This window comes from Tunturibacter psychrotolerans, assembly GCF_040359615.1.
GTDB classification, from domain to species: domain Bacteria; phylum Acidobacteriota; class Terriglobia; order Terriglobales; family Acidobacteriaceae; genus Edaphobacter; species Edaphobacter psychrotolerans.
Map to the genome: position 1 here is coordinate 1,766,329 of NZ_CP132942.1, position 24,317 is coordinate 1,790,645.

The 24,317-nt window shown below is 57.9% G+C and carries 20 protein-coding genes; 13 read left to right on the plus strand and 7 right to left on the minus strand.

The annotated features are described in order from the left end of the window. Positions 1-174 precede the first annotated feature (174 nt). On the plus strand, positions 175-1,770 hold the full coding sequence (locus tag RBB77_RS07170) for a FecR family protein (protein WP_353065976.1): 1,596 nt from the start codon (positions 175-177) through the stop codon (positions 1,768-1,770). Between the two features lie 113 nt (positions 1,771-1,883). Here the strand turns inward: RBB77_RS07170 and RBB77_RS07175 are convergent, their stop codons facing one another. Next, positions 1,884-2,615: a TetR/AcrR family transcriptional regulator gene (locus RBB77_RS07175; protein ID WP_353065978.1), complete on the minus strand. Its 732-nt coding sequence runs from the start codon at positions 2,613-2,615 to the stop codon at positions 1,884-1,886. A gap of 119 nt (positions 2,616-2,734) precedes the next feature. Here RBB77_RS07175 and RBB77_RS07180 point away from each other — a divergent pair, with 119 nt between their 5' ends. Both RBB77_RS07180 and RBB77_RS07185 read left to right on the plus strand, forming a co-directional pair. After that, positions 2,735-3,364, plus strand: coding sequence for an FMN-dependent NADH-azoreductase (locus tag RBB77_RS07180; protein WP_353065980.1), 630 nt, complete (start codon positions 2,735-2,737; stop codon positions 3,362-3,364). Between the two features lie 88 nt (positions 3,365-3,452). Then, positions 3,453-4,082: an NAD(P)-dependent oxidoreductase gene (locus RBB77_RS07185; protein WP_353065982.1), complete on the plus strand. Its 630-nt coding sequence runs from the start codon at positions 3,453-3,455 to the stop codon at positions 4,080-4,082. Positions 4,083-4,149: 67 nt separating this feature from the next. On the opposite strand, the gene RBB77_RS07190 is transcribed toward RBB77_RS07185, so the two are convergent. Beyond that, positions 4,150-4,590 carry a DUF6526 family protein gene (locus tag RBB77_RS07190; RefSeq protein WP_353065983.1) on the minus strand — a complete coding sequence of 147 codons (441 nt, stop codon included), beginning with the start codon at positions 4,588-4,590 and terminating at the stop codon, positions 4,150-4,152. A 98-nt stretch (positions 4,591-4,688) separates the two neighbouring features. Between RBB77_RS07190 and RBB77_RS07195 the strand changes: the two genes are divergently transcribed. After that, positions 4,689-5,558, plus strand: a complete 870-nt coding sequence (locus RBB77_RS07195; protein ID WP_353065985.1) for a deoxyribonuclease IV — start codon at positions 4,689-4,691, stop codon at positions 5,556-5,558. Between the two features lie 348 nt (positions 5,559-5,906). Further along, on the plus strand, positions 5,907-6,455 hold the full coding sequence (locus RBB77_RS07200; protein ID WP_353065987.1) for a hypothetical protein: 549 nt from the start codon (positions 5,907-5,909) through the stop codon (positions 6,453-6,455). A 62-nt stretch (positions 6,456-6,517) separates the two neighbouring features. On the opposite strand, the gene RBB77_RS07205 is transcribed toward RBB77_RS07200, so the two are convergent. Further along, positions 6,518-7,882 carry an FAD-binding protein gene (locus tag RBB77_RS07205; RefSeq protein WP_353065989.1) on the minus strand — a complete coding sequence of 455 codons (1,365 nt, stop codon included), beginning with the start codon at positions 7,880-7,882 and terminating at the stop codon, positions 6,518-6,520. 303 nt (positions 7,883-8,185) lie between these two features. Between RBB77_RS07205 and RBB77_RS07210 the strand changes: the two genes are divergently transcribed. The 6 genes from RBB77_RS07210 (at position 8,186) to guaA (ending at position 17,043) form a co-directional block, all read left to right on the plus strand. Then, entirely contained in the window at positions 8,186-9,793 is a 1,608-nt protein-coding gene (locus RBB77_RS07210; RefSeq protein WP_353065991.1) for a hypothetical protein, read from the plus strand. A gap of 137 nt (positions 9,794-9,930) precedes the next feature. Next, the gene (gene leuS, locus RBB77_RS07215) at positions 9,931-12,495 is read left to right on the plus strand and encodes a leucine--tRNA ligase (RefSeq protein ID WP_353065993.1); all 2,565 of its coding nucleotides are present in this window, start codon (positions 9,931-9,933) and stop codon (positions 12,493-12,495) included. Next, positions 12,495-13,430 carry a hypothetical protein gene (locus RBB77_RS07220; RefSeq protein WP_353065995.1) on the plus strand — a complete coding sequence of 312 codons (936 nt, stop codon included), beginning with the start codon at positions 12,495-12,497 and terminating at the stop codon, positions 13,428-13,430. Before leuS ends, RBB77_RS07220 begins: the two co-directional genes overlap by 1 nt. An 88-nt stretch (positions 13,431-13,518) precedes the next feature. Further along, a complete protein-coding gene (locus RBB77_RS07225) occupies positions 13,519-15,060 on the plus strand; it encodes a hypothetical protein (RefSeq protein WP_353065997.1) in 1,542 nt (513 codons plus the stop codon). A gap of 171 nt (positions 15,061-15,231) precedes the next feature. Next, positions 15,232-15,426, plus strand: coding sequence for a hypothetical protein (locus tag RBB77_RS07230; protein ID WP_353065999.1), 195 nt, complete (start codon positions 15,232-15,234; stop codon positions 15,424-15,426). Positions 15,427-15,471: 45 nt separating this feature from the next. After that, positions 15,472-17,043 (plus strand): glutamine-hydrolyzing GMP synthase, encoded by a 1,572-nt coding sequence (gene guaA / locus RBB77_RS07235; protein ID WP_353066001.1) that lies wholly within the window; start codon positions 15,472-15,474, stop codon positions 17,041-17,043. A gap of 61 nt (positions 17,044-17,104) precedes the next feature. On the opposite strand, the gene mctP is transcribed toward guaA, so the two are convergent. From mctP to RBB77_RS07250, 3 genes are all read right to left on the minus strand, one after another. Continuing rightward, a complete protein-coding gene (mctP, locus tag RBB77_RS07240; RefSeq protein WP_434557106.1) occupies positions 17,105-18,616 on the minus strand; it encodes a monocarboxylate uptake permease MctP in 1,512 nt (503 codons plus the stop codon). A gap of 103 nt (positions 18,617-18,719) precedes the next feature. Beyond that, on the minus strand, positions 18,720-19,322 hold the full coding sequence (locus RBB77_RS07245; protein ID WP_353066005.1) for a hypothetical protein: 603 nt from the start codon (positions 19,320-19,322) through the stop codon (positions 18,720-18,722). Positions 19,323-19,397: 75 nt separating this feature from the next. After that, entirely contained in the window at positions 19,398-20,180 is a 783-nt protein-coding gene (locus RBB77_RS07250) for an enoyl-CoA hydratase/isomerase family protein (RefSeq protein ID WP_353066007.1), read from the minus strand. A 53-nt stretch (positions 20,181-20,233) separates the two neighbouring features. Between RBB77_RS07250 and ribH the strand changes: the two genes are divergently transcribed. Together ribH and nusB are read left to right on the plus strand one after the other, a co-directional pair. Continuing rightward, positions 20,234-21,115 carry a 6,7-dimethyl-8-ribityllumazine synthase gene (gene ribH, locus RBB77_RS07255; RefSeq protein WP_353066009.1) on the plus strand — a complete coding sequence of 294 codons (882 nt, stop codon included), beginning with the start codon at positions 20,234-20,236 and terminating at the stop codon, positions 21,113-21,115. Continuing rightward, entirely contained in the window at positions 21,115-21,537 is a 423-nt protein-coding gene (gene nusB / locus RBB77_RS07260; RefSeq protein WP_353066011.1) for a transcription antitermination factor NusB, read from the plus strand. The genes ribH and nusB overlap by 1 nt, the downstream gene beginning before the upstream one ends. A gap of 203 nt (positions 21,538-21,740) precedes the next feature. Here nusB and RBB77_RS07265 read toward each other — a convergent pair whose 3' ends face one another. Continuing rightward, positions 21,741-24,233 carry a YncE family protein gene (locus tag RBB77_RS07265; protein ID WP_353066013.1) on the minus strand — a complete coding sequence of 831 codons (2,493 nt, stop codon included), beginning with the start codon at positions 24,231-24,233 and terminating at the stop codon, positions 21,741-21,743. Positions 24,234-24,317 lie beyond the last annotated feature (84 nt).

Consider the following 24,317-nt stretch of genomic DNA (forward strand, 5'->3'; position numbering starts at 1 on the left):
CCAGGCGGCGGGTTTGTCGAGGCGTGGAAGCGTATTGCCGTGGCGATTTGCTTTCAAGGATCGAGACGAAAAAAGGCTACGCTATTTGGGTTTTGGTGAAGCCATCGCAATAGTCGCGGACGTATACTTCCGGCACTTGAAGTTGCAACTGCTCTGGTTATTGGGAGGCCTGTGATGAGGATCGGGTTCGGATACGGAGTGTTTCTGGCGATGACGTTTTCTGCGGGAGTTGTGGCCGCGGGAGCACAGAGTGGAGCGGCCGGGGAGCAAAGTAACCCTTTAGATCGGGATTCTGCATCGACTGCGCAGGTGGCGACGGCTGATGTGCCGGCGGCTCAGGTTCCGGCAGCTGTTACACCGACGGCTGGTGTACCAGCGGCCAGCGTGCCCGTAGATAATGGAGCGCGGCCGGGCGATTCGCACGTGAGGATTGTGCGGCTGAGTGATGTGAAGGGAACGCTTTCGCTCGATCGTAAGACAGGCAATGGCTTTGAACAGACGATGCCGAATATGCCGATTGTTCAAGGCCAGAGACTTCGGACCGCCGATGGATATGCTGAGGTGGAGTTTGAGGACAACAGCACGCTGCGCGTGACGCCGAACTCGCTGGTGGAGTTTCCGCTGCTGGCGCTGCGCAGCTCGGGAGCGAAGGCCTCGACGATACAGGTAGTGCGGGGGATGGTGTATGTGAACCTCGAGGGCACGAAGGGGAATGAGTTTGTGGTGCGGGCGGGAGACGAGACGATGACGGTTTCGCCGTCGACGCATATGCGAATGACGGTGGAAGACGGGAAGACGGTGGTCTCGGTCTTCAACGGAAGCGTGGAGGTGAAGCACGGCTCGGAGACGACGCTGTTGACGAAGAAGGAGTCGCTGACGCTGCGTGGAGAGCAGGTGGCTATTGCGAAGAAGATCGAGGAAGAGGGGTACGACGCGTGGGATAAGGAGGCGAACGACTATCATGCGCGCTACTCGCAGGCGAACGCGATGGTGGCCGGGGGCGCTACCTATGGCTTGAGCGACCTGAACTACTACGGGAACTTTATCAATGGCGGAGCGTTTGGATCGTTCTGGCAGCCGTATCTGGTGGGCGCAGGATGGAATCCGTACTGCAATGGCGTGTGGGCGCAATATCCGGGCGTGGGCTACTCGTGGGTGTCGCCGTATCCGTGGGGATGGCTGCCGTATCACACGGGCACGTGGTCGTTCTTTCCTGGATATGGGTGGGGATGGCAGCCGGGTGGCGCGTTTAATGGATTGAACAATGTTGCGAGCGGTGGTGGTGTAGCAAGTGGGCTGGTTGGAACCGGGGTGCACTCGCCTGTGCGTGCTGCTTCGCCGCAGGCGCCGACCGTGGGCGCGGGTTCGCTGGTGCTTGCGAACAATATGCCAATGGTCTTCTCCAAGGAAGAGAAGCCGGGGAATTTTGTGTTCCAGAAGAACTCGGCGGGGTTGGGCGTGCCGAGGGGATCGCTGGGAAGCTTGAACAAGATTTCGACCCATGTGGAGCAGCACGGATCGGCAAACATGCAGGTCTATGCCGCCCCGCCTTCCGCGGGGTTCATGACGTCGAGTCGCAGTGGGAACGGCGGGCCGGTTACCTTGCGGGCGGGAGCGCCGATTCAGAGTGAGAGTACATCGAATGCTCCGGCATTTCGATCGGGATCGTCTGGGGGATCTTCGGTGTCATCGGGGGCCTCTCATAGCCTGGGCGCTTCGTCGGCGAGCGGCGGGTCTTCGGGGAGTTCGGGGAGCAGCGGCCACAAGTAAGAGCCTACTGGCCGCGGTATTCGTACGGGAATGTGCCAATCTGTATTGGTAACTGTTTTTGTTACTAATTGAACAGGGCACAGTTTCTGGCGGCTATTCCGGTGCCTCCGCCCCTAACGGCCAGATGGGCCAGGCTGCGATGGGGCGTGCGGCGTGGTTTCGGCGAGGGCGAGGACCGGGGAGACAAGGGTGACGATGGTGTCGACGATGTCTGTGGAAAGCGGGCGATTGGGGGTTTGTGCCCACTCCCTGGCGGCGCCGTAGATGGCCCAGCTTGCAGTGGTCGCGATCATCTGGGGGGAGATGGGCTCGTTGGTGGGGTGCTTTTCGAGGCCTTCGAGGAGCATACGGCGGACTACGGCGATGATGGCCGACTCCATGTGGGGTTCCAACTGTCCTGGCCGGTCGCAACAGGGGAGTTGAGAGGAGGCGATGAAGTCGCAGACGCCGATGATGAAGGCTTTAAGGGCTTCTGTGCAGGAGTTGTTGAAGGTGACGCCGCGTTCGGCCAACAACTCCATGAACCGGGAGCCGACGGTGCACTCTAGCAGCGCGAACTTGTCGGTGTAGTGGTCGTAGAAGGTGGCGCGGTTGATGGTCGCTTCCTCGGCTATGTCCTGAACGGAGATGGCGTCGAACTCCTTCTTTTCCATCAGCTTGACGAGAGCCTGCTGGAGCAGCTTGCGGGTTCGCAGGATGCGTGGATCCACCGATTTCTCGGGCATCAGTTCGGGGATTTCGGCAAGGGTTGCGGATGCGGAGGCCAGATGGTTCGCCCTGGTCGCGGCTTCTGCGATGTCCTGATCGGTAATCCCTTGAGCGGGTTTTGCGGTGGACGCGGACATTGGAGTAGTAACAGTTTACAAGAATTTGACGACACTTGGTTGCTTAAACGACATATGTCGTGTTTTTATGAATCGACACCAGTTGTTTAAACGTCAGATGTTGTATAGGAGATTTCGCCATGCCCACATTACTTGTTGTGAATTCGAGCCCATTTTCTGAAACGTCCGTCTCTCGCGGTTTGACCAGTGAATTTGTTGAGAACTGGAAGAAGGCGAACCCAACCGGGAAGGTGATTATCCGTGACCTTGCCGCCAGCAATTTGAAGACGATCGATGCTGCGTGGGTTGGCGCGGCGTATACACCGAAGGATGCGCGTAGTGCGGAGCAGACCGAGGCGCTTGTGCTCTCTGCCACTCTGCTTGCCGAGCTAAGGGCTGCCGATGAGTATGTTCTTGGCGTGCCGATGCACAACTTCGGAGTGCCTGCGGTGCTCAAGCTCTGGATCGACCAGATTGCGCGGGTCGGCGAGACCTTTTCTTATGCAAGCGGAGCGCCGAAGGGCTTGCTGATCGGGAAGAGAGCTACGTTCCTGGTTGCGACAGGTGGCGCGTATGATGCGGGGACGCAGATGGCCTCGTTCAATCACGTCGAGCCTTATCTGCGTGACGTGTTTGGCTTCCTGGGCGTGACGGATACGACCTTCCTGTCGGCTGGTGGAGCAGCTGCACTGATGCAGGGCCAGACGGATCGTGCGACTTTCCTGCAGCCGCACTTCGAGGCGATTCGTTCACAGTTTGCAGCGGCTTAAGAATTTCGGAATGTATGCGGCTCGACTGGGTGTCGGGCCGCATCTGACGTTTGGAGTAGGTTCGATTTAGGCGTCACAGGAGGTTGCGATGAACGTTGTGGTGTATGGAGCGACAGGAAACTCGGGCAAGGAGATTGTGAAGGAGCTGCTTCGGCGCGGACATAAAGTGACTGCGGTGGCGCGTAAGGTGGATTCGATCAAGGCAGAGCAGGGAGTGACTGCCAAGGCGGATGACCTCTCGAAAGTGGATGCGATCGCTGCGATTGTTACGGGCGCTGATGCTGTGGTGAGCGCGTATGCTCCCCCTGCGAACGATACGGATGCGATTGTTGGTGTGACGGAGCGAGAGATTGCCGCGGTGAAGAAGGCCGGCGCAAAACGGCTGCTGGTGGTTGGCGGCGCGGGATTGTTGGAGGTTGCGCCCGGAGTGACGCTGATCAAGTCGGGACACCTTCCGGCGGAGTATTTGCCGATCGCAACTTCGCATGAGAAGGCGCTGGAGGTGCTGCGGAAATCTGACATCAACTGGACGTATCTGAGCCCAGCAGCGTATTTCGTGCCGGGAGATCGGACGGGTAAGTTTCGGCTGGGGACGAAGGAGCTGATCTCAGATGCAAAGGGGGAGAGCAAAATCTCTTTCGCGGACTATGCGATTGCACTAGTAGACGAGATTGAGAAGCCGGCGCATGAACGGGCTTCGTTTTCTGTTGGATACTGATCTTCGAAGATAGGTGATTGTGAGAGGCGGCCAGATTATTGGCCGCCTCTTTTCTTTGGGGCGGGGACTAGATGCGGTGGTGGTCGCCGCGCCAGTTGACGATGGCCTGCTTGATGGCCTTGGGCTCCATGTTTTTGGTGAGGGCCCGGTGGGCGAGTTCGGGGAGTTCGTCGTCGGAGGCGAAGCGGAGGGCGATGAGCTGTCGGGTGGTGAGCTCGTCGATGTGGGCGCGGTCGGCTTCGGGGAGCAACGCGTGAAGGCGGAGGCGCTCTTCGAGGCGGATGACGCGGTCCTGGGCTTTCATAGCTGACTCGCGGGCGTTGCCGGCCATCAGGAGAAAGACGATAGCCATGACGATGTTCCAGAGATGAGTGTGCTGGTAGCCAGGCCAGTTGTGGACGGTGATGTAGATGGCAAAGATGAGATTGAGGATGAGCAGGGGAATGATGACGAAGTGAAAGGGCGGATGGTAGCGCGTGTGGTTTGTAAAATTTTGCGGTGCTGGCATTGGGGCGTCCTCTTTGCACAGAATAATGGCCGGGGTCAGCATAGCATTTGGGCGTGATGCAGGCGCGCTTCGGGCTGCGGGTGGGGTAGCCTTGAGGGATGAAGATTTCAGCGAAAAAGCGGATTGGCGTGCATGTGGGGACGGCGGGGGGAACGTGGACCGCGGTGGAGCGGGCGGTGGCGGCGGGAGCGAATACGTTTCAGATTTTCTCTTCGAGTCCGCGACAGTGGCGAGCGGCTGCGGTGAAGCCGGAGGATGCGAAGAAGATGCGGGAGCTGAGGGCGAAACATGATGTGGGCCCGGTGGCGATTCATGCTAGTTATCTGATTAATCTTTGCAGCCAGACGGAGAGCGTGCGCGTGAATGGCGTGGCTGCGTTTCGTGGGGAGGTGGAGCGGGCGCTGGCGCTGGGGGCGGAATATCTGGTGCTGCACCCTGGGAGCTGGAAGGGACTGACGCGGGAGGAAGGCTTGCGGCTGGCGGCGGAGTCGATTGAGAAAGCGATTGATGGCGTGGCCTGGCAGGGGAAGGATTTTAAGATTTTGATTGAGAACACGGCGGGGGCGGAGTTTTCGCTGGGGGCGAAGCTGGAGCAGGTGGCGGAGTTGGTGGAGCGGCTGAAGGCTTGTGCGCCGGTGGGGGTTTGTCTGGACACGTGCCACGTGCATGTGTCGGGGTATGACATTGTGTCGCCGGATGGTTATACCGAGACGATGTTGCTGGTGCGCGATACGGTTGGGTTCGACGATGTGAAGGTGTGGCACTGCAATGATGCGAAGGCGGCGATGGGATCGAAGCTGGACCGGCATGAGCACATTGGTGAGGGGACGATTGGGGCGGAGGTGTTTCGGCGGCTACTGCATGATGAGCGGTTTGGGCATGCGGTGTTTATTGCGGAGACGCCGGTGGATGCTCCGGGGGATGAGGCGCGGAATGTGGGGGTGTTGCGGACGCTGGCTGCGGGATGAGGTTTATTTTGTTTGGGAATCTAGTTGCCTCCCCGGGGGGAGCTTGCTAGGCTAGATGCGCTTCAGCATCCTGGAATTCGATCGAGGGATACGATGCGAGTGAACGCTTGGCGTGTGACGATCGCTGCGATTTCAGCGTTACTAGTCTCAGGGACAATAGCCAGTGCACAGAGTTCGGTTCCATGTACGTTCGGGGTCATGAATTTCGTGGGCTTAGGCACGCAAAGCAAGAATGACGTTCCATATAGCGGCACCTTGAAGACAAGCTTCGAACAAAAACTCCCAGACGGCAACGCCGTTCATGGATTCCACAAGGTTCATCAGGCGCGGGACTCCAAAGGGAGAACCATGAATGAGATGGCTATGGGATGCGCGCGCGGGGAGGACGGCCAGCCAAAACAAGCGCTGTCGGTCACTGTCGCCGATCCAACGACGAGCACCATAATGTATTGGCAGGTAGGCGATTTCATGCCGAAGATTGCTCACGTCCATCGCATGTCGATACCAAATCATAAGCAGCCGACCGCGGAAGAGGCGGCGGAGCAGACGAAGCGATCGCAGATAGCGGCGAAAACGCAAAGACACGACGAGGTTCGGGTTGAGAATCTGGGGAGCAAAACAGTTGCTGGAGTTTTGGCTGAAGGGATGAGGACGGTTCGGACGATTCCTGCGGGGGAAGAAGGAAATGACCTGCCGCTGGAAGTGATCAATGAGCAATGGACCTCGAAGGAACTGGGTCTGACTGTGATTCTCGTCGACGACGATCCGAGGCGTGGACGAACTACGGTCGAATTCGAAGACTTGAGTCTCGGTGAGCCCGATCCTGCAGTCTTTGCGGCTCCTGCAGGCTACAAGGTAGTGGAACAACATCAAGAGGAAACGGTGGTCGCACAGTAGTTCGGTGAGAAGCCGGATGATGTGTAACACGATGCCTGTGTTAGGACAGTCGCGTTGCTATTTCAGCTGCTGAATATATTGGTGTCCAGGAACTGGTTGCGGAACTTTCCTTGTGGGTCGTAATGCTTGAGGAGGGCTTGGTAGTTGCGCATTTTGGGGTACTGGTGCTGGATCTTTGCGGGTGGGAGGGTGAAGACTTTGGCCCAGTGGGGGCGGGGGTTGAAAGGCGCGAGTTTTTCTTCGATGAGGGGCAGGATGGCCTGGACGGCGTCCCACTCGGGCTTCCAGGTGAAGTGGATGGCGAGGGAGGGGCGCTGGTAGGCCATGCTGAGCCAGAGATTGTCGGCGGCGATGGTGCGGAGCTCGGTGATGAAGAGGTGTGGGGTGATGCGGTCGCGGAGTTGTTCGACGGCGAGGATGGCCTCGTAAGCGTGCTCGCGTGGGACGAAATATTCGGTTTGGATTTCGGCGCCGCTGCTGGGAGTGAAGTTGAGCTTGAAGTGGGGAAGGCGCTCGTACCAGGGCCCGGGGACGCCGAGTTGCTCGGTGCAGGGTTCGGCGGCGTGGCCCGCGACGGGGTGGAGTTTTTGCGTGGCTCGTTTTGCTCCGAAGAACTCGGGGGCGAATTGTACGGAAGTGGCTCCGGGTTCGAGGCGGCGTTTGACCCAGACTTGGGTGGCTTGGTGATTTTGCCAGTCGGTGAAGAGGCTGACGCTGTAGCCGCTGAGAAAGATCTCGTCGAGATGCTTTTCGAGTTGCGAGAAGGAGAGGTTTTCGTAGACGACCTGCGCGACCTGGAAGGTGGGTTGGAGATCGAGGGTGGTTTTGGTGACGACACCGAGGCCGCCGAGGTTGACGACCTGGCCGAGGAACTTGTCGTCGTCTTTGGCGGGGGAGAAAGTGTGGAGGGTGCCGTCGGCAGTGACGAGCTCGAGGCCGGAGACGATGGTGGCGAGATTGCCGTTGTTGCTGCCGGAGCCGTGGGTGGCGGTGGCGCAGGCTCCGATGACGGAGACGTGTGGGAGTGATGCGAGGTTGGGAACGGCGAAGCCCTGGGCGTCGATGATGGGGGCTAGCTTGCCGTAGGTGACACCGGCGCCCACGGTAGCGGTGCGGGCTTTGGCGTCGATGTCGATGGAGTCGAGCTGCTTGAGGGATATTTGGGCGTGGGTGCTGTCGGCGATGGTGTTGAAGGAGTGACCGCGGCCGAGGGCGCGAAGCTTGTCGCAGCTTTTGACGATGTGCTGGACCTCTTCGGTAGTTTTTGGCTGGTAAAGAGTGTCGGTGTGGAAGGTGAGATTGCCGGCCCAGTTGGTTCGTGGCGCAGTCTGGTGGGCGGTGTCTTGCTCGGAGGCTGAGACGAAGCGGGAGAGCATGGCGGCGGTAAGGATGGAGCCGGAGCCTTTGAGGAACTGTCGCTTATTCATGTCGCACACTCGAATCTTTGGAAGTCTGGCTTAGTTACAGGTGAGACTATCAGTCAGCGTTGATGCAAGAGGTTCGATGGCGTTCTGATTCAGAGCATGAATCAAAGTGGGTATCGATATTTCTGACTCTTCTGGGCTGAGGGGCATTGAGTCAAGTTATGCTGGCGATGAGAGCCAGGAGAGTGGGGTTGTCTCAGACTTGCCTAGCCAGAACAGTTTCAAGGCACGCAAGGTCTCCTGACGGCATATCTTCCTCGCGCCTTTCTGCGCTCAATTCAGGTTCATGGCTTAGGGTTTAATCATATGTTGCTTCCCCCCACTTCAAACAATCGAGTGCTGTTTCTCGCGCACTACATAAGAGAGATTCCACTGGCTTGGTTCTTTGCAGGTTGTCTCATAGCCAGGCTTGGCATTTTTCTGAGCTCGGCTACTTCCCCACGGTATGGCTCTGCTGTGTTGCGTCGCTTTGCATTTGCTGCAAGTTTACTTATCCTGTTCGCATATCTGGCGATTGTTCTCTCTTCGTTGGGCTGCTTTACGATCCAGCAAGACGAATCCAATATTCTTAGTATCTCTGCGGCGGGCCTTCGTGGATTACCCGTTTACAATCCGCCCGCCTCGCCTGATTCAAGTTACTCATTGATGTATGGTCCGGTGACGTTCCTTATATATTCTGTTGTCCTGATCGCGGGTGGTGTAGATCACTTTTGGATAGTTCGAGGCGCAGTCGTAATCGCGAATTTCGGCTTGTGTGCGGCATTTTATGTTCTTCTCCGCAGGTTTGTTCCCGCTTTCACGGCAATCGCGTTGCTCGTATTTCCGCTTAGCGTACTCTTGCAATTCCCTCAGAATTCTTTGGGCGTCCGTGCGGATATATGGATCGTTCTCTTCGCGACGCTTGCCATACTCTGCAGCTCTCTTGCAGCAGAACTTCCAGCGGTAATTCTTACAGGAATTATGGGCGGCGTAATGATCGGTCTTAAAATCAGCGCCGGACCCGCTATCTTATTTCCGCTTCTTTTGCTTTATCGAAGATTCGGGTTTCGTGCAATCATCACGACTTCACTCGTAACGATAGCAACCGCTTTGGCGCCTTTCGCGCTTACGAATATCTCATTACATAACTATGTTTCATGGGTGTTATTTACTCGTTCCGAGGGCCTCTCTCCTGCGGAGTTACGGAGAAATATTCCATTCGCGCTATTCCTGATTAGTCCCTGCGTGCTGATGGAGCTGTTCGTGCGCCGTTTCGGAATGTCGTTCAGACGAAGGCTCCCCGAGTTTCTTCTTATTGTGCTTTGCCTTGTTTTGGCAGTGCTAACGTCGAAATATGGCTCTGGTCCATGGTATTTCTGGCATGTTGTTCCATCCATCGTTGTCTATCTGGCTCTCGTGTCGAGAGACATGTCGGAGGTTTCCGCCAACGACCTGTTGATTCCCATCTATTACATCGCAGTCGCATGCACCCTGTTTGCTTGTGTGGACATTCCGCGCGCCTGTCAAAACGTAAAGATATCTCTTATGACTCACGACGTAGCTCTCGCACGGCAGTCAATCGACCGGTATCTCGCTTTCTACCGCGAACGTTCGTCGATTCAAATGGGCTACGGCTCCGTTGACGGCGATTACAGGACAAGTCCCCGCTACGTGCTCGTCTATAAAGGGCAGCCATATACTCTTGAAGGCAATACCGGGCGCTTTGAGACCGTGCATTTACCGTTTCCAATCAACGTCCTCAACCAAATGAAACATTGCAAAGATGATGTCTGGTTAGTGCCACTCTCTCAAAAGCCGTTTGATCTCTGGGTATTCCCCGATGTCCTTCGTAGAACCTTCATTCAAAATTATCGCGTCGATAGAAATGATGGGATCTACGACGTGTGGGTGTGTAATCATGCTGTGGCTCACTAAGAGCCCCGGCTGAGTAGCCGATCCCTGAATTCAAGCGTCCTCCCGGAGAGGATTCCCGTGATGGTGGAACAGGTTACTGGCGCAGTGGCGTCCGAAGGCAGGATTTAGGTTTGCCGGACGGGTACAATCAAACAAGTATGCCTGAGACACGAACGAGCGAAATAAGCGGCAAAACCGCGAACATTATTGAGAGTTCTACTGCTGCGGAACCAAACCAGCCGCAGCGTTACAGCCCGGCTGAGATCGAGCCGAAGTGGCAGGCGAGGTGGGATGCGGATCCGTCGCTGTATGCGGCGGAGGGCCACGATTCGGGTAAGCCGAAGTACTACTGCCTGGAGATGTTGCCGTATCCGAGCGGCGCGCTGCACATCGGGCACGTGCGGAACTATGCGATTGGCGATGCGCTGGCGCGGCATATGTGGATGCGCGGGTACAACGTGCTGCACCCGATGGGGTGGGATGCGTTTGGGTTGCCGGCGGAGAATGCGGCGTTGAAGAACGGGGTTCCGCCGCGGGAGTGGACGCTTTCGAACATTGCGGCGATGCGGAAGCAGATGCAGCGGTTGGGGTACGGCTACGACTGGGGCGCCGAGGTCACTACTTGTCTGCCGGACTACTACAAGTGGAACCAATGGTTCTTTTTGAAGATGTTCGAGAAGGGCCTCGCGTACCGGAAGAAGAGCAAGGTGAACTGGTGTCCGGAGTGTTGCACGGTGCTGGCGAATGAGCAGGTGATTGGCGGGCGCTGCTGGCGGCATGAGGATACGGTTGTTGAGTTGCGCGATCTGACGCAGTGGTTTTTGCGGATTACGAAGTATGCGGATGAGCTTCTGGACGGGCTCGACAAACTGGAGGGTTGGCCGGAGAAGGTACGAACGATGCAGCGGAACTGGATCGGGCGGAGCGAGGGTGCGCATGTAGATTTCGCGGTGGCGGATGGTGATGCGAAGATCACGGTGTTTACTACGCGGGTGGATACGATCTTTGGCGCGACCTCAGTGCAGCTTGCGCCAGAGCATGCGGTATCGAAGGCGTTTGCGCTGGAGGATGACGCGCTGCGGGTGCAGATTGAGGAGTTGCTGGAGCAGCAGAAGGTGGCTCGCGAGTCAGACGCACTGGGTGCGATTGAGAAGCATGGCGTGTTCACGGGCAGGTTCGCGGTGAATCCGTTCAATGGCGAGCGGGTGCCGATCTGGGTGGCGAACTACATTCTGGCGGACTATGGGACAGGCGCGATTATGAGCGTGCCGGCGCATGATGAGCGGGATTTTGAGTTTGCGCAGAAGTATGGGCTGCCATTGCGACCGGTGATTGCTCCTAATGTCGATACAAATGATCTGGCGTTGCCTTACACCGGCGAGGATGAGGCTGTGCTGATCGACTCCGGCGAGTGGACCGGGGAGAACTGTCTTGAGGCGCAGGAGAAGATGGCTGCGTTCGCGAAGGCAAAGGGATTTGGTACTCCTACGGTTACGTATCGGCTCAAGGATTGGGGAGTGAGTCGGCAGAGGTACTGGGGAACGCCGATTCCGATGGTGTACTGCGACAAGTGCTCGCCGGAGGAGCCGTTGCCGGTGGCTGAGAGCGAGTTGCCGATTTTACTGCCGGAGCAAGTGGATATTACGCAGACGAACGGGTCGCCGCTGGGGCGGATTCCGGAGTTCGTGAATGCGAAGTGCCCGAAGTGCGGTGGCGTGGCGCGCAGGGAGACGGACACGATGGACACGTTCGTTGATTCGAGTTGGTATTTCTACCGCTATGCGGATGCGAAGAATTCGGATGCGCCATTTGATTCGGACAAAGCGAACTACTGGTTTCCGATCGATCAGTACATCGGCGGAGTGGAACATGCGATTCTGCATCTGATCTACTCGCGGTTCTGGACGAAGGTGATGCGGGATCTTGGTTTGGTGAAGAACGATGAGCCTGCCGCTCGTCTGTTTACGCAGGGGATGGTGATCAAAGACGGCGCGAAGATGTCGAAGTCGAAGGGCAATGTGGTTTCGCCTGATGACATGATTTCGCGGTATGGAGCAGATGCGACGAGGATGTACGCGCTGTTTGCGGCTCCGCCGGATCGTGATCTGGAGTGGCAGGAAGAAGGCGTCGCGGGAATCTCTCGGTTTTTGGGGAAGGTGTACCGGCTGACGACGAAGTTCTCAGGTGTTGCTCGTGCGAAGGGAACCGCGACCGGGCCGAAAGATCAGGCGTTGCTGCGGCGGTTGCATCAGACGATTGCGAAGGTTACGCATGACTTCGATGGGCGCTGGCACTTTAATACCTCGATCTCTTCGATCATGATTCTGGTCAACGAGATTACTGCGAACGAAGCGGCGATGGATGCGGGAGAGATCTCTCCTGATGCCGTAGCCGAGGTGTTTCGCAGTTTGATTTTGTTGCTGGCTCCGTTTGCGCCGTTCTTTGCTGCGGAGATGTGGGAGGAGCTTGGCGGCGAGGGAGTGGTGTTTCGAACGCAGTGGCCGGCGGTGAATGAGGAGCTTGCGCGGGAAGAGGAGGATGAGATTCCGGTGCAGGTGAATGGAAAGCTGGTGACTGTGGTGAAGGTTCCTGCGGGCAGCGACGAAGCCGCGGTGAAGGCTGCGGCTCTTGCCGATGAGAAGGTGAAGGCTCGGATTGAAGGGAAGACTGTGGTGAAGGTGATTGTGGTGCCGGGTAAGCTTGTGAATCTTGTGGTGAAGTAGTGAATGAGTTGCCGCAGGATGGGATTGTGGTTGCAGCTGGGACTGTGCGGGGGACGCAGTCGTTTGTGCATACGCTGTCGGAGTGCTGGCGGCGGCCTTCGCTGACTGCGCTGGAGGTGCTTTGGCGGTGGGCTTATGGGGTGCCTGCGCTGTTGTTGCTGCGGTATGAAGGGCTGAAGATTTTGCAGGCTACGCCGTTGGACTATGCGGCGTTGAAGGGTATGACGGTGGTGGATCCACTGGGGTCTGCACAGACGTTGGCGAAGGCGCTGGCGCTGCTGGTGCCGCAGGTGCTGGGTGTGGCGTTGTGGTTGGCGCCGCTGCTGGTCGTGGCTTGGGTGGTGGTGTCGGCGGTGGGTCGGACGGTGGTGTTGAGGCGGGCCGATGAACGGCTACATTCGCGTGTTGGGACGCTGATTGTGTTGCAGGCAGTGCGTGTGGTGGCGTTGCTGGGGAGCTTTGCGGTTTGGTTCTGGTGTATGGAGCGGGTGGCCGAGTGGACCGTGACTGGACCGATTGCGGCGGGTGGCGAGCCGAATCTCGTGGGATATTTTTCGCTGGTGATTGTGGCGACGCTGGGGCTGTTTACGCTGTGGGCGGTGGCGAGCTGGGCGTTGTCGGTGGCGCCGTTGATGGCGATGTTGAAGGGGTCGGGTGTGCGGGGGAGTCTGGCAGCTGCATTTCGGCTGGGGCCGCTGAAGTCGAAGCTGGTGGAGATCAACCTGGTGATGGGGATCGTAAAGATCGCGTTGATTGTACTGGCGATGGTGTTTTCCGCGACCCCGCTGCCGTTTGAGAGTGTGACGACGCCGGAGTTCCTGTTCTGGTGGTGGGTGGGGGTGACGATCCTTTATTTTCTTGGATCTGACTTTTTCCATGTGGCGCGGCAGGTGGCCTATCTGCAGTTTTGGCGAGCGTACGAAACTTCAACGTAGTAGCGTAAACAGCTTGCTTGTCCGTGGTTGAAAAGTTACTCTTGCGGATATTCTACTGTCCTCCAAGGCCTGAGCAAGAGGTATCAAGGTGGCTTCAGATTCCAGTACTGCCAAGCAGACGGAAGAAGATGTAGCGCCTAAAGGCTTCCTCGCCCATTTGTTCTCGTTCATCAAGAACGCCGCGGCTTTGTCTGCTGTTGTTGTTGCGGTTGGGGCAATAGTCCTGTGGGGAGTGGCGTATTGGGAGAAGCAGCGAGATCCCAGGCCGATGATTGTGGTGCAGCCATTCGAAGAGGCGTCTGACATCGCGAAGAAATGCGGGATGACCGGAAAGAACGCCGAGGATATCTTTGTCGATCAACTCAACGATCTTGTAACGGCGGCTGCGCACTTTCATGGCAATGTGAATACCAATCAGAATGCTCTTGGTCTATTGGCGCAGCGGCCCAGAATTCCGGTGGAGACTGCATATGGGATCACTGTGCATGGGATCTCGGTTGATGATGTTTTAAAGCTGTATGACCGCGTTCGCTATGAGCAGTGGATTATTACTGGCGATGTTCTGGGTGAAAACGACGTATGCGACGTGCGCGTCCGGTTGACCACCGCTACGAGTAGCAGTGGATGGAATATTCCGGTACCTAAAGGGAAATCTCTTTCGGAAACGATACAAGTGGCCACGTTCAAGCTGATCACTTCTGCCGATCCGGAGTTGGCCGGCAGGGCGTTGCTGCAGGAGATTCAGGAACAGATGGCGGGCAGTATTGATTCGAAAGCTTCCGACGCGGCTGCGGAAGAAGCATTTAAAGAGTGGCTCAACTCGCGGCCGCAGGACATGGCTCCCTACTTTTATCTAATGACGACGTTCATCTACGAGAACAAACCTAGTCAGGCATCCGAGGTATTCGGGTGGGTTCAAGAAGGGGATGCGGTTTCCAAGAGAGTAAAGGAGGAAGAACAGAAGATCTGGCGAGGGACGCCGCTAACGAAAGAAGCCAGGAGGTCTCCAGGGCCAGCAAGTTCGATGGAAGACAATCTGCAATCGGTTGAGGCTGCGGCGAAGGTCGTCGAGAACACTTCGACCAACGAACTGATCGCAATCAAAAGCCAGTTGGATCGCCTCAGACCAAAGTATCCGATGGATACGAAGTACATCATCAATAGTGCAGTCGCAAGTTCCAAGATCGCCGATAATATTGAAACTTCCACGTCCGGCAAGGTCTTGACTCCGGACGAATTACAGACGGTGTCGCGAAGGAGAGATGAATGCATTCAACTCCTGCTGGACGCGATAGAGATAGATCCGAGTAATCCTGGCGTTCATCGAAGTCTCGGAAACGAATTGGTCAAGCTGGCCATCACGCGCGGACAGGCAGTGCCGGCCGAGGCGATCGATGAGTACAAATTTGCACTACACCTGAGGCCTTCGTTCAAAGACGCGTACGATCGTCTTCAATTGCTGCTCAAATCCCCAGAATCAGATCAAATCACTGAGACGATTTCACTTCTGCTCCCTGCTGTCTTGGAGTCGCCCCCATCTCCTTCGGGCGCGAAAACCAAGATGGTTGGAAGGGTGTCCAAGAACCCGAAGGTGACCTCCGAGGATATATCTGGTTCCAAACCTCACTGAGGCGATTTGTTCATGAGTAGTAGAAGAGACCGAAAGCGCTTATAACATTCGACTTTCCTATTAGGAGCAACTGAGGCTTAAGGTTTTGAGTACTAAAGTTTTTCCGCTGTAAACAGGAAATACGGCATCCTAATCTTGCACGGGCCCCTGATTCCTTTCTGGAGAGAGATCATGTCCTCTGCCTTGTATGCCGTCGCATATCTATTGCTGATCGCTGGTGTCTCCTACCTCGCATATCTGAGTCATATTCCTGAGGCCTACATTATTGCAATCGCCATGATCATGTTGGGGATTGCCGTGGTGAGTGGGATGGAGAGCGCACGGCAGAGGAACTCCCAGTATCGACGCAGGCAGAATTTGTTCTAGATCTGTAGTCGGAAGGACTTTTGTTGGCGCATTTACACTAGGTAGGTGGATACCTCAACGATTGTCATTCTGGATTTTGGGTCGCAGTATACGCAGCTGATTGCGCGGCGTATTCGTGAGTTCAATGTTTTTTCGGTTGTGCTGCCTTGCACGGTTCCCATAGAGCAGGTGAAAAAGCTGAACCCGAAGGGTGTGATTCTTTCGGGCGGGCCGTGCTCTGTCTATGACGCCGACGCTCCGGATGCGGATGTGGGTTTGTTGGCGATGGGCGTGCCGGTGCTGGGAATCTGCTATGGGCTGCAGTTCATCGTGCACCATCTGGGTGGAAAAGTGGTGGGGGCGGCGGCGCGCGAGTACGGGCATGCAGAGGTGACGGTAGTGGCGGAGACGCCGCTGTTTCGTGGATTACCGGGATCGCTCGATGTCTGGATGTCGCATGGGGACGAGGCGGAAGAGCTGCCCGTGGGATTTCATCTAACGGCGAAGACTTCGAATGCCGTAGCGGGAATTGCGGATGAGGAGAGAGGGATCTGGGCGGTGCAGTTTCACCCTGAGGTCGCGCATACGCGGCAGGGAATGGAGCTGCTGAAGAACTTCTGTCTGGATATCTGCGGGGCGAAGCAGGATTGGACGCCGGAGCACTTTATTCAATCGACGGTGGAGCGAGTGCGCGAGCAGGTTGGGACTGGACATGCCATCTGCGGTTTAAGCGGCGGTGTGGATTCGAGCGTGGCTGCGGTGTTGGTTGCGCGGGCGATTGGAGATCGACTGACTTGCATCTTTGTGGACAACGGCGTGCTGCGGAAGGATGAGTTTCAGAAGGTCCAGACGACGATGCGGGAGCAGCTTGGGCTGAATGTAGTGGCTGTGGATTCTTCGCAGCGGTTTCTCGAGAAATTGGCTGGTGTGACTGATCCGGAGCAGAAGCGGAAGGTGATTGGGAACGAGTTTATTGCTGTGTTCGATGATGAGGCGAAGAAGATCTTCGAGGCCCAGAAAGATAGCCAGCCGAGTGCTGCCGAAGAGATTGCCTGGTTGGTGCAGGGGACGCTTTATCCGGATGTGATCGAGTCGTCGAGTGTGCATGGACCTAGCCATACGATCAAGAGCCATCACAACGTGGGCGGGCTGCCAGCGAATATGAAGCTGAAATTGATTGAGCCGTTGCGGGATCTGTTCAAAGATGAGGTGCGGCGGATTGGACGGGATCTTGGGATGCCGGACGACATTATTGAGCGGCAGCCGTTTCCCGGGCCGGGACTTGCGGTGAGGATTCTGGGTGAAGTGACGGCGGAGCGTGTTGCGATTCTGCAGGAGGCCGATCAGATCGTGGTGGATGAGATCAAGAAGGCTGGACTTTATCGGAAGGTTTGGCAGAGCTTTGCGGTGTTGCTGCCGGTGAAGAGCGTCGGGGTGATGGGCGATCAGCGGACGTATGCGAATACCTGTGCTGTGCGGGCGGTGGAGAGTGAGGATGGGATGACGGCGGATTGGGCTCCGCTGCCGTATGAGGTGCTGCGCACGATCTCGAGCAGAATTGTGAGCGAGGTGCGGGGGATCAACCGAGTGGTGTATGACATTACTTCGAAGCCGCCGGGGACCATTGAGTGGGAGTAGAGGTGTCCTGCCGGACGGCCTCCTGCGCGGAGTGCGGTCACTTCGTGACTTGTATACCTTGCTAGCCTACGTAGGCTGCGGCGTCGGTGGTGTCGGCGCCGGAGTTGATCTTCATTGCGCGGAATAGAAGCGTCAGCACAGTGGAGACGGCCAGATTCAAGAGCAGCGCGGGAACGGCGGCGTACATGGGATACGTGCTTCCAAAGAGGTGCAAGGGATAGACCGAGCTTTTGAGGCCGAGCGCGACGGCCATTGCGGTGCCGCTGGACATGCCTGCGGCCCAGCCGATCAGAAGCGCCCACGGGTTGAACCATCGGGTGAAGACGCCAACTACAACCGAGGGGAAGAGTTGACCCATCCAGATTCCTCCGAGCAGTTGCATCTCGATGGCGTAGGGCGCGGGGAGTTTGAGGACAAAAAGTAGGGCGCCGAATTTGACTACGAGAGAGACGACCTTGGCCATGCGGGACTCTTCTTCGGGGAGCATTTTGCGATTTATCAGCGCTCCGTAAAGGTTGCGGGTGAAGAGGTTTGAGGCGGCAATGGACATGATGGCTGCAGGTACGAGCGCGCCGATGGCGACTGCGGCGAGGCAGAAGCCGGCGAACCACTCCGGAAACATTTTGAGGAAGAGCAGCGGGACGGCCATGTTTGTGTCCTTGGTGACGACTCCTGCAGCGAGTGCGAGATAGCCGAGCAGGGCGATGAGTCCGAGGAGAAAGCTGTAGGCAGGCAGCATGGCGGCGTTGCGACGAACTACGTTGGCACTCTGCGCGCTGAGAACCGCTGTTGCTGTGTGCGGATAGAGCATGAGCGCTATGGCAGAACCGATGGCGAGGGTGGAGTAGCCGAGGAACTGTCCCTCTTTCAGATGAATCGTGGCGGTTGGGGTGTGGTGGGCCAGTAGTTGATTGGCGGTTTCGAAGACGTGCGCGTAGCCGCCGAGTTTATATGGGATGTAGATGAGTGCGACGAGCACCATGACGTAGAGCATTACGTCCTTGACGATGGCGATGACAGCCGGGGCGCGCAGGCCGCTTGAGTAAGTGTAGGCGGCAAGGATGACGAACGCGGCTGCGAGAGGCCACTCGCCGTGAATGCCCATGGCTCCGATGACGACGCGGATGCCGACGAGCTGGAGCGCGATGTAGGGCATCAGGGCGAGCACGCCTGTGAGTGCGATAGCGATGGTGAGCCAGCGGTTGCCGTAGCGGCCGGCGACGAAGTCCGCGAAGGTTATGTAACCGTGGCGGTGGCATACGGTCCAGAGGCGCGGCAGGACGAGCATCATGTAGGGGTACGCGATGACCGCGTAGGGCACGGCGAAGAAACCCATCGCACCGGCGCCGTAGAGCGCTGCGGGTACTGCGATGACGGTATAGGCGGTGTAGAGGTCGCCGCCGATGAGAAACCACGTGATCCAGGTACCGAAGCTGCGGCCTGCTAAGCCCCACTCTTCGAGTGAGCCCATGCCTGTCTTCGGTCTTCGCCATCGCGCGGCCCAGAATCCGGCGAGCGTTACGAACAAAAAGAAAAAACAGAAGACTACCAGTGCCGTCGTATGCAGTTGCAATCGTTCACCCAGCTCTAAAGATTTTCCGCACTCAAAGGTAGGAGCATCTTAGCGCAACCGTGGATGGAAGTTCAGAGGTGACTGCGGATATGAGTTTGCGGGATCAGCTGCGTCCGTTGTCGCTCCACTCGTAGACGACTACGCCGAGGTCGCTGAGGGTTTTGATGACGCTCTCTACGTTGCGACGAACTTCTGGGCGTGCGCTTACGGGAACTTCGTGTGCTTCTTCGACGGCAACGACGCGGCCATAGGGCCAGGAGTTCTCGGGGATTGCATTGAGCGCGGTGGGAAGGTCGGAGACGCGGACGTTCAGATCGCGACGGCGTGCGCCGATGGGCCGCAGCATTCCACCGACACCGAGGTTGCTGGTGTTAGCGTCAGCGACAACGACGTGCAGGGTCGCCATTCCGCCTTGCACGGTGATGTATGGGTTCTCCCAGAGAGTGAGGCTCTTTACGGCCATGTAGCGGGTCTTCGAGGGAGGGGGGATGAGCTCCATCTGCTGGCGGGCGAGGGCTGTCTCCTGTTGGTGCTCGGCGGCGAGCGCGTTGGCTTCAGCAACGTTGGGGATTGAGGGGATGGAGGGGCGAGAACAGCCAGCGAGGGCGAGCGAGAGTGCGAGAGCAGATAGAGGCAGGGAACAGCGAAGCAGCGAATGGCTGAGGAACGAAGGTCGGGAGTGGCTTGATGAAAAATGTCTGGGCACGATCACCAGCATACCAAGCGATCGCATCGATCAAAAGGCCAAAATTGCCTGTAATTCCTCGCAAAGACCGTTGATTTATCGTCCTGTCCAAACGGGAGTGCGTTTTTCCAGAAAGGCTTTGGTGCCCTCCAGCTTGTCGGCGGTGGCGTAGAGGCGGCCGAAGATCCTTGCTTCCATGCCGATGGCCTCTTCGAGGCTGATTTCGCTTCCGTCGCGTACCGCTTCGAGGCAGGCAGAAACGGCGAGTGGTGCCATGCTGACGATGGTTTTGGCCAAGACTTCGGCTCGTTCCATGAGCTTGTCGGCGGGGAGGACTTCGTCGACGAGGCCGATTCGCAGGGCCTCGGCGGCGTTGATCATGTCACCGGTGAGAAGGAGTTTGAGCGCTGCTGGCTGGCCGACGAGGCGGGGGAGGCGTTGGGTTCCGCCGTAGCCGGGGATGAGGCCGAGCTTTACCTCGGGCTGGCCGAGGCGTGCGGTTTCGCTGGCGAGGCGCATGGTGCAGGCCATGGCGAGTTCGCAGCCGCCGCCGAGGGCGAAGCCGTTGATGCAGGCGATGACGGGCTTTCCGCAGGTCTCGATGAGGCGAAAGACAGCCTGGCCGCGGCGGGCTTTGGCTTCGCCTGCCACGGGGTCAGTGCCGGCGAGTTCGTTGATGTCCGCCCCTGCGGCAAAAGCTTTTTCCCCGGAACCGGTGAGGAGGATGACCCGCACGACTGGGTCGGTCGCGAGCGCGGTGAAAGCCGCTTCGAGTTCGTTGAAGACCTGGGCGTTGAGGGCGTGGAGCACCTTGGGGCGGTTCAGAGTAACCCGCGCTATCTGATCCTTTACCTCGCACAACAGTGTTTCGTAGTTCACAGACCTCTCCTCGGGCAAGCTGGCACCGCACTCCAGACGATACAATCGAATCTATGATTAAGGGAATTACGCACGTGAGCGCGATCGCCTCGGGGGCTGAGTTTGACCGTGTCGCCAGCCTGTTTTCTGCTCTTGGCTTCGAACAGGGCAAGGGCTGGCAGGATGCAGCAGGTCGCGGGAGCGCATTCCTCGCGCCAGTTGGGAACCTTGAGTTCGTCACTGGGAGGGCGCCTGCTGTACCGACGGTACTGATCGAGGTCACGCAGCTGGATCACGTTCGGTCGCTGGTGGAGAAGTGGCTGCTCACCAGCTATCGCAGCGAGGAGATCGCGGATATTCTGTCGGCTGCGGAGCTGACGCATTGGAATAGCAGGCTTTTCAGCGTGCAGATAAGTCCCGAACTGAGGATTGGATTCTGGCAGTCGGAGAATCCGCTTCATGACTTGCCAGAGGCGCTTGAGGGCGACTTGAGCGCCGCGAATATGCGCTTTGCCGTGGTGACGACGCGGTGGAATACGGTGATTACTGACCGATTGCTGCAGGGCTCGCTGGACGCGCTTCATCGCAGTGGTGCGGCCAAGGCGGACATTGAAGTTGTTCGGGTCCCGGGTGCGTGGGAGGTTCCGAATGCTGCGCGGACGCTGGCGGAGTCGAAGAAGTTCGATGCAATCATCACGCTTGGGTGCCTGCTTCGCGGCGAGACGGCGCATTACGAGGCGATCTACAACGAGGTGGCGCGAGGGATTGGCCAGTCGCAGCAGGAGACTGGGATTCCGCATGCATTCGGGGTGCTGACCTGCGAGACGCTGGAGCAGGCGTTGGATCGGGCTGGACTGAAGGCGGGGAATAAAGGGTTCGAAGCGGCGAGTGCGGCGATTGAGATGGTGTCGATTCAGCGTAAGCTCGCGGCAAAGAACGGTGGGGGGAAAAAATAATGGGCACCCGCCGGAAGTCGCGTGAACTTACGATGCAGATGTTGTTTCAGGGGGACCTGGGCAAGCAGCGGCCTGAACAGGTACAGAAGCTTTTCTGGGCTTCGGTGGAAGATGTGGACGCCGAGACGCGGGGCTTTGCCGAAGATCTCTATCGCATCGCTACGACTCGCGATGAAGAGATCGACAACCTGATTGAGGCGCATGCACAGAACTGGCGCCTGGAGCGGATGCCGGTGGTTGACCGTAATCTGCTGCGTGCGGCGGTCGCCGAGATGCTGGGATTTCCCAATACGCCTGCTGCGATCATCATCAACGAGACGCTGGAGATTGGACGGCGGTTTGCAGCGCCTGAGTCGATTCACTTCCTCAATGGCGTTCTGGATGCGATTGCGCGGGATGTGCTGAAAGCGCGGCTAGCCTGATACGGTGTCCTGCCGGACGGGCGCCCTGCGCGGGCGGCGGTCACTTCGTGACTTGTGTCCCGGTCGTGGCTGGATGAACCGTTAGGTCCTCCCGTCGGTCGGCGCGGATCTTAGTTTGCGACCAACGGGAGCACCCTGCGCAGCAATTACGAGTCACGAAGTGACCGCTACCCGCGCAGGGCGCTCGTCCGGCAGGATCAATTTTAGGAAGTTGCTTTGCGCGGCTTCTGCACGAGCAGGTTCGGCGTGACGATGTTTCCGTTCACGTCGGGTAGCTTCGGCGCGATCGGGGTGGTGGTGTCCTTGTAGGTGCCGTCGGTCTGTTTGGTGATGAGATGGACGGCGTTGTCTCCGGAAGTGCCAGCGAAGAAGGTCTGGTTGTCAGCGCTTACGACGCCAATGACTGGTGCGATCGGAGTACCGAGTGCCGTCGATAGTGGGATGCTGCCAAGGGTTCCGGGGCCTGTGGGCTGAGGAGTGTAGGTCGGTACAACCGCTCCGCTTCCTAGATAGGTGACGAAGGCGATCTTCGAGTCCGAGGTGGGGAAGACACCGGTGATCGCGGTGGCGGTTATGCCGGGGATTGGGCCGGAGAAGACGGTGCTGGCGGGAAAGAGCTGCGGTATTGTGTTGCCGGATGAATCGGCTTCAGGGCATTCTCCAGGTGGTAGTCCCGGTCCGGCTAAAACATACTTGGTGGCGGGGTGACTAAGAGCCAAGTCGACCAGGGTTGGCGTCGGATTGATGGTCGCGCCCAGAACGTGGATGCCGTCGTTTGTTGTGGCGATCCGGTCTGTTTGTGGGCTCTGTACACCGGCATCCGGGTAGAAGAGGTTCGTGGTGGTCGATGATGTGGTCGGAGGTACACCTACGGTGGTTGTCACCGGGCAGTAGGAGCGTGCCGTCGTGTTGCTACCGCCGAAGAAGGCTCCCACGCTTGGAACCCCGATTGCGACGTCCGTCGTATTCAATGGGGTTGTCGTATTGGGTAGCGTTGTTTGCGTCTGGTACCAGCCGGTGAAGGTGGAGTGAACGAGGAGCTGGTTGTTTGGGGTGACTACGGCTGGTGTCGTAGGTGTTGCCTGCGTCGTTACATCGCCGAGGGTGATATAGACGGTGGTGCTGTCGGGCGAGAAGACGGCGTGGGTGCCAACGCCGCCGTATTGGGTCTGGATGCCGCCGCTCGCGTTGTAGAGGTAGACGAACTGGCGAACCGGGTCGGTGATGACGAGGGTCGTACCGTCGGGGGAGATGGCGAGTACAGAGCCGGGTACGGTCGTGTCCTGAGCGCCTAAGCTGTTTGTCGCGGCAGAGAAGGTCATCAACTCGAAGGAGCTTCCCATGTAGACGGTGCTGCCGTCGTTACTGATGACCATCGAGTTGGGGTAATAGGGCAGGCGAACCGGGCTGCCGAGCTGAGGCTGCGTGAAATCTACTGGCACCAGATAGAACGAGCTGGTGCTTGCAATGTAGAGATTAGTGCTGTTGGTGCCTGGCGCTGTGACGAGAACAGGATTCGAGGTGATCGCTTTTCCGTTGCCGAAGAGACCAATCTGGTTGAACGGGGAAGGATTGCAGGTGGGAGGCTGGCAGACGGCAGTGATGGCAGCTGCGCCGGGGAAGATGGGGGTCACCGAGGCGGCTGAAGCAGCGGGAATCGTAGTGGGAGTCGTCGATTCGAAGTTGAGGGTGAGGCCGGTGAGGATCGTATTATTTTTGTCTATCGCTACTACGTTGATCGGCTGAACGTTGTTGGGGTTGACGGTGACGCTAGTGGAAGGGGTGGTCCCAACCGGGGCGGTGAGTGCGATCGAGGTGGGAGGGCAGGTGGAGAAGAATCCTGCGGAGCTTCCTGCGTTCGAGATATTTGCTGTGATGACGGTCGAACCTGGTTGCTGCGCGGTCGCGACGCCGTTCTCGTCGATGGTGACAACAGTAGCGGTCTGCGGGGCGTAGGAGAGATGGCCGACTTGGCAACTGATATTCGTACCGTTTCCGGCGACCACCCTGGCCGCGAGCTGGCTGGTGATGGATTGGGAGACGCAACCGGTTTCAGCGGCTGCAGTGGCGGTTGTCGGGACCGGTACGGCGCAGCAGCCGTTTCCGTTGGTGGTTTGCGCGCAGGTGGAGGCTTGCGTGTCAAACGCGGCGGGGCTGCAGTTGGTAGCCGGATCGTTGACGCAGTCTGTTGAGAGTGCCCCGAGTGTGACGTTGGTGACGACGGGATGGATAAAGACCGGGAGTGGGTTGCTGCTGACTCCTCCTCCGTTGGCGACGACGTAGACCGTGCCGGTTTTGTTGGTGGGGTTGCAGGTGGTGAAGTCGGCGATGCCGCCGCCGGTGTTCCTGTTCCAGGTTCCTGCGCAGAGACGGCCGGTGGTGGGCTGCACATCGGCGATGGTCATGTCAGGCTGGCCGTTCGGAAGGAAGGTGGCGTAAGTGAAGCTCGACACCGTCACGGTTGTACCTTTGCAGTCGACTGCGGACGGTGCGCTGACCTGTCCGATCTGTGCGAAGTTCAGCGAGACGCCGAAAATCTTTGGTTGAAGCGTGATGTTCGATACCTGACCTACGGCCGGGCCGGTGTCCCCGCCGTTGCAGAAGACGGTGGCGGATTTTTTGGAACAGCCTGAGATTGAGACGCCAAAAGGAATCGTGAAAAGCAGAAGAAAAACTAACGTGAGAAACCGACGCATTGAACCTCCCCGTCCAACCAGAACTCAAGCTGAACGGTCACACCGCAACCGCTGGATAGCTGAACCCATAGTGTAAAAGCTGCA

What these genes read in the sequence shown, in the direction of transcription:
- RBB77_RS07210 (WP_353065991.1), top strand. Translation starts at nt 8,186, where the DNA reads ATGTTGCTTCCCCCCACTTCAAACAATCGAGTGCTGTTTCTCGCGCAC.
- RBB77_RS07185 (WP_353065982.1), top strand. Translation starts at nt 3,453, where the DNA reads ATGAACGTTGTGGTGTATGGAGCGACAGGAAACTCGGGCAAGGAGATT.
- RBB77_RS07190 (WP_353065983.1), bottom strand. Translation starts at nt 4,590, where the DNA reads ATGCCAGCACCGCAAAATTTTACAAACCACACGCGCTACCATCCGCCC.
- RBB77_RS07265 (WP_353066013.1), bottom strand. Translation starts at nt 24,233, where the DNA reads ATGCGTCGGTTTCTCACGTTAGTTTTTCTTCTGCTTTTCACGATTCCT.
- RBB77_RS07195 (WP_353065985.1), top strand. Translation starts at nt 4,689, where the DNA reads ATGAAGATTTCAGCGAAAAAGCGGATTGGCGTGCATGTGGGGACGGCG.
- leuS (WP_353065993.1), top strand. Translation starts at nt 9,931, where the DNA reads ATGCCTGAGACACGAACGAGCGAAATAAGCGGCAAAACCGCGAACATT.
- RBB77_RS07170 (WP_353065976.1), top strand. Translation starts at nt 175, where the DNA reads ATGAGGATCGGGTTCGGATACGGAGTGTTTCTGGCGATGACGTTTTCT.
- ribH (WP_353066009.1), top strand. Translation starts at nt 20,234, where the DNA reads ATGATTAAGGGAATTACGCACGTGAGCGCGATCGCCTCGGGGGCTGAG.
- RBB77_RS07205 (WP_353065989.1), bottom strand. Translation starts at nt 7,882, where the DNA reads ATGAATAAGCGACAGTTCCTCAAAGGCTCCGGCTCCATCCTTACCGCC.
- RBB77_RS07180 (WP_353065980.1), top strand. Translation starts at nt 2,735, where the DNA reads ATGCCCACATTACTTGTTGTGAATTCGAGCCCATTTTCTGAAACGTCC.
- RBB77_RS07175 (WP_353065978.1), bottom strand. Translation starts at nt 2,615, where the DNA reads ATGTCCGCGTCCACCGCAAAACCCGCTCAAGGGATTACCGATCAGGAC.
- RBB77_RS07200 (WP_353065987.1), top strand. Translation starts at nt 5,907, where the DNA reads ATGAATGAGATGGCTATGGGATGCGCGCGCGGGGAGGACGGCCAGCCA.
- nusB (WP_353066011.1), top strand. Translation starts at nt 21,115, where the DNA reads ATGGGCACCCGCCGGAAGTCGCGTGAACTTACGATGCAGATGTTGTTT.
- RBB77_RS07230 (WP_353065999.1), top strand. Translation starts at nt 15,232, where the DNA reads ATGTCCTCTGCCTTGTATGCCGTCGCATATCTATTGCTGATCGCTGGT.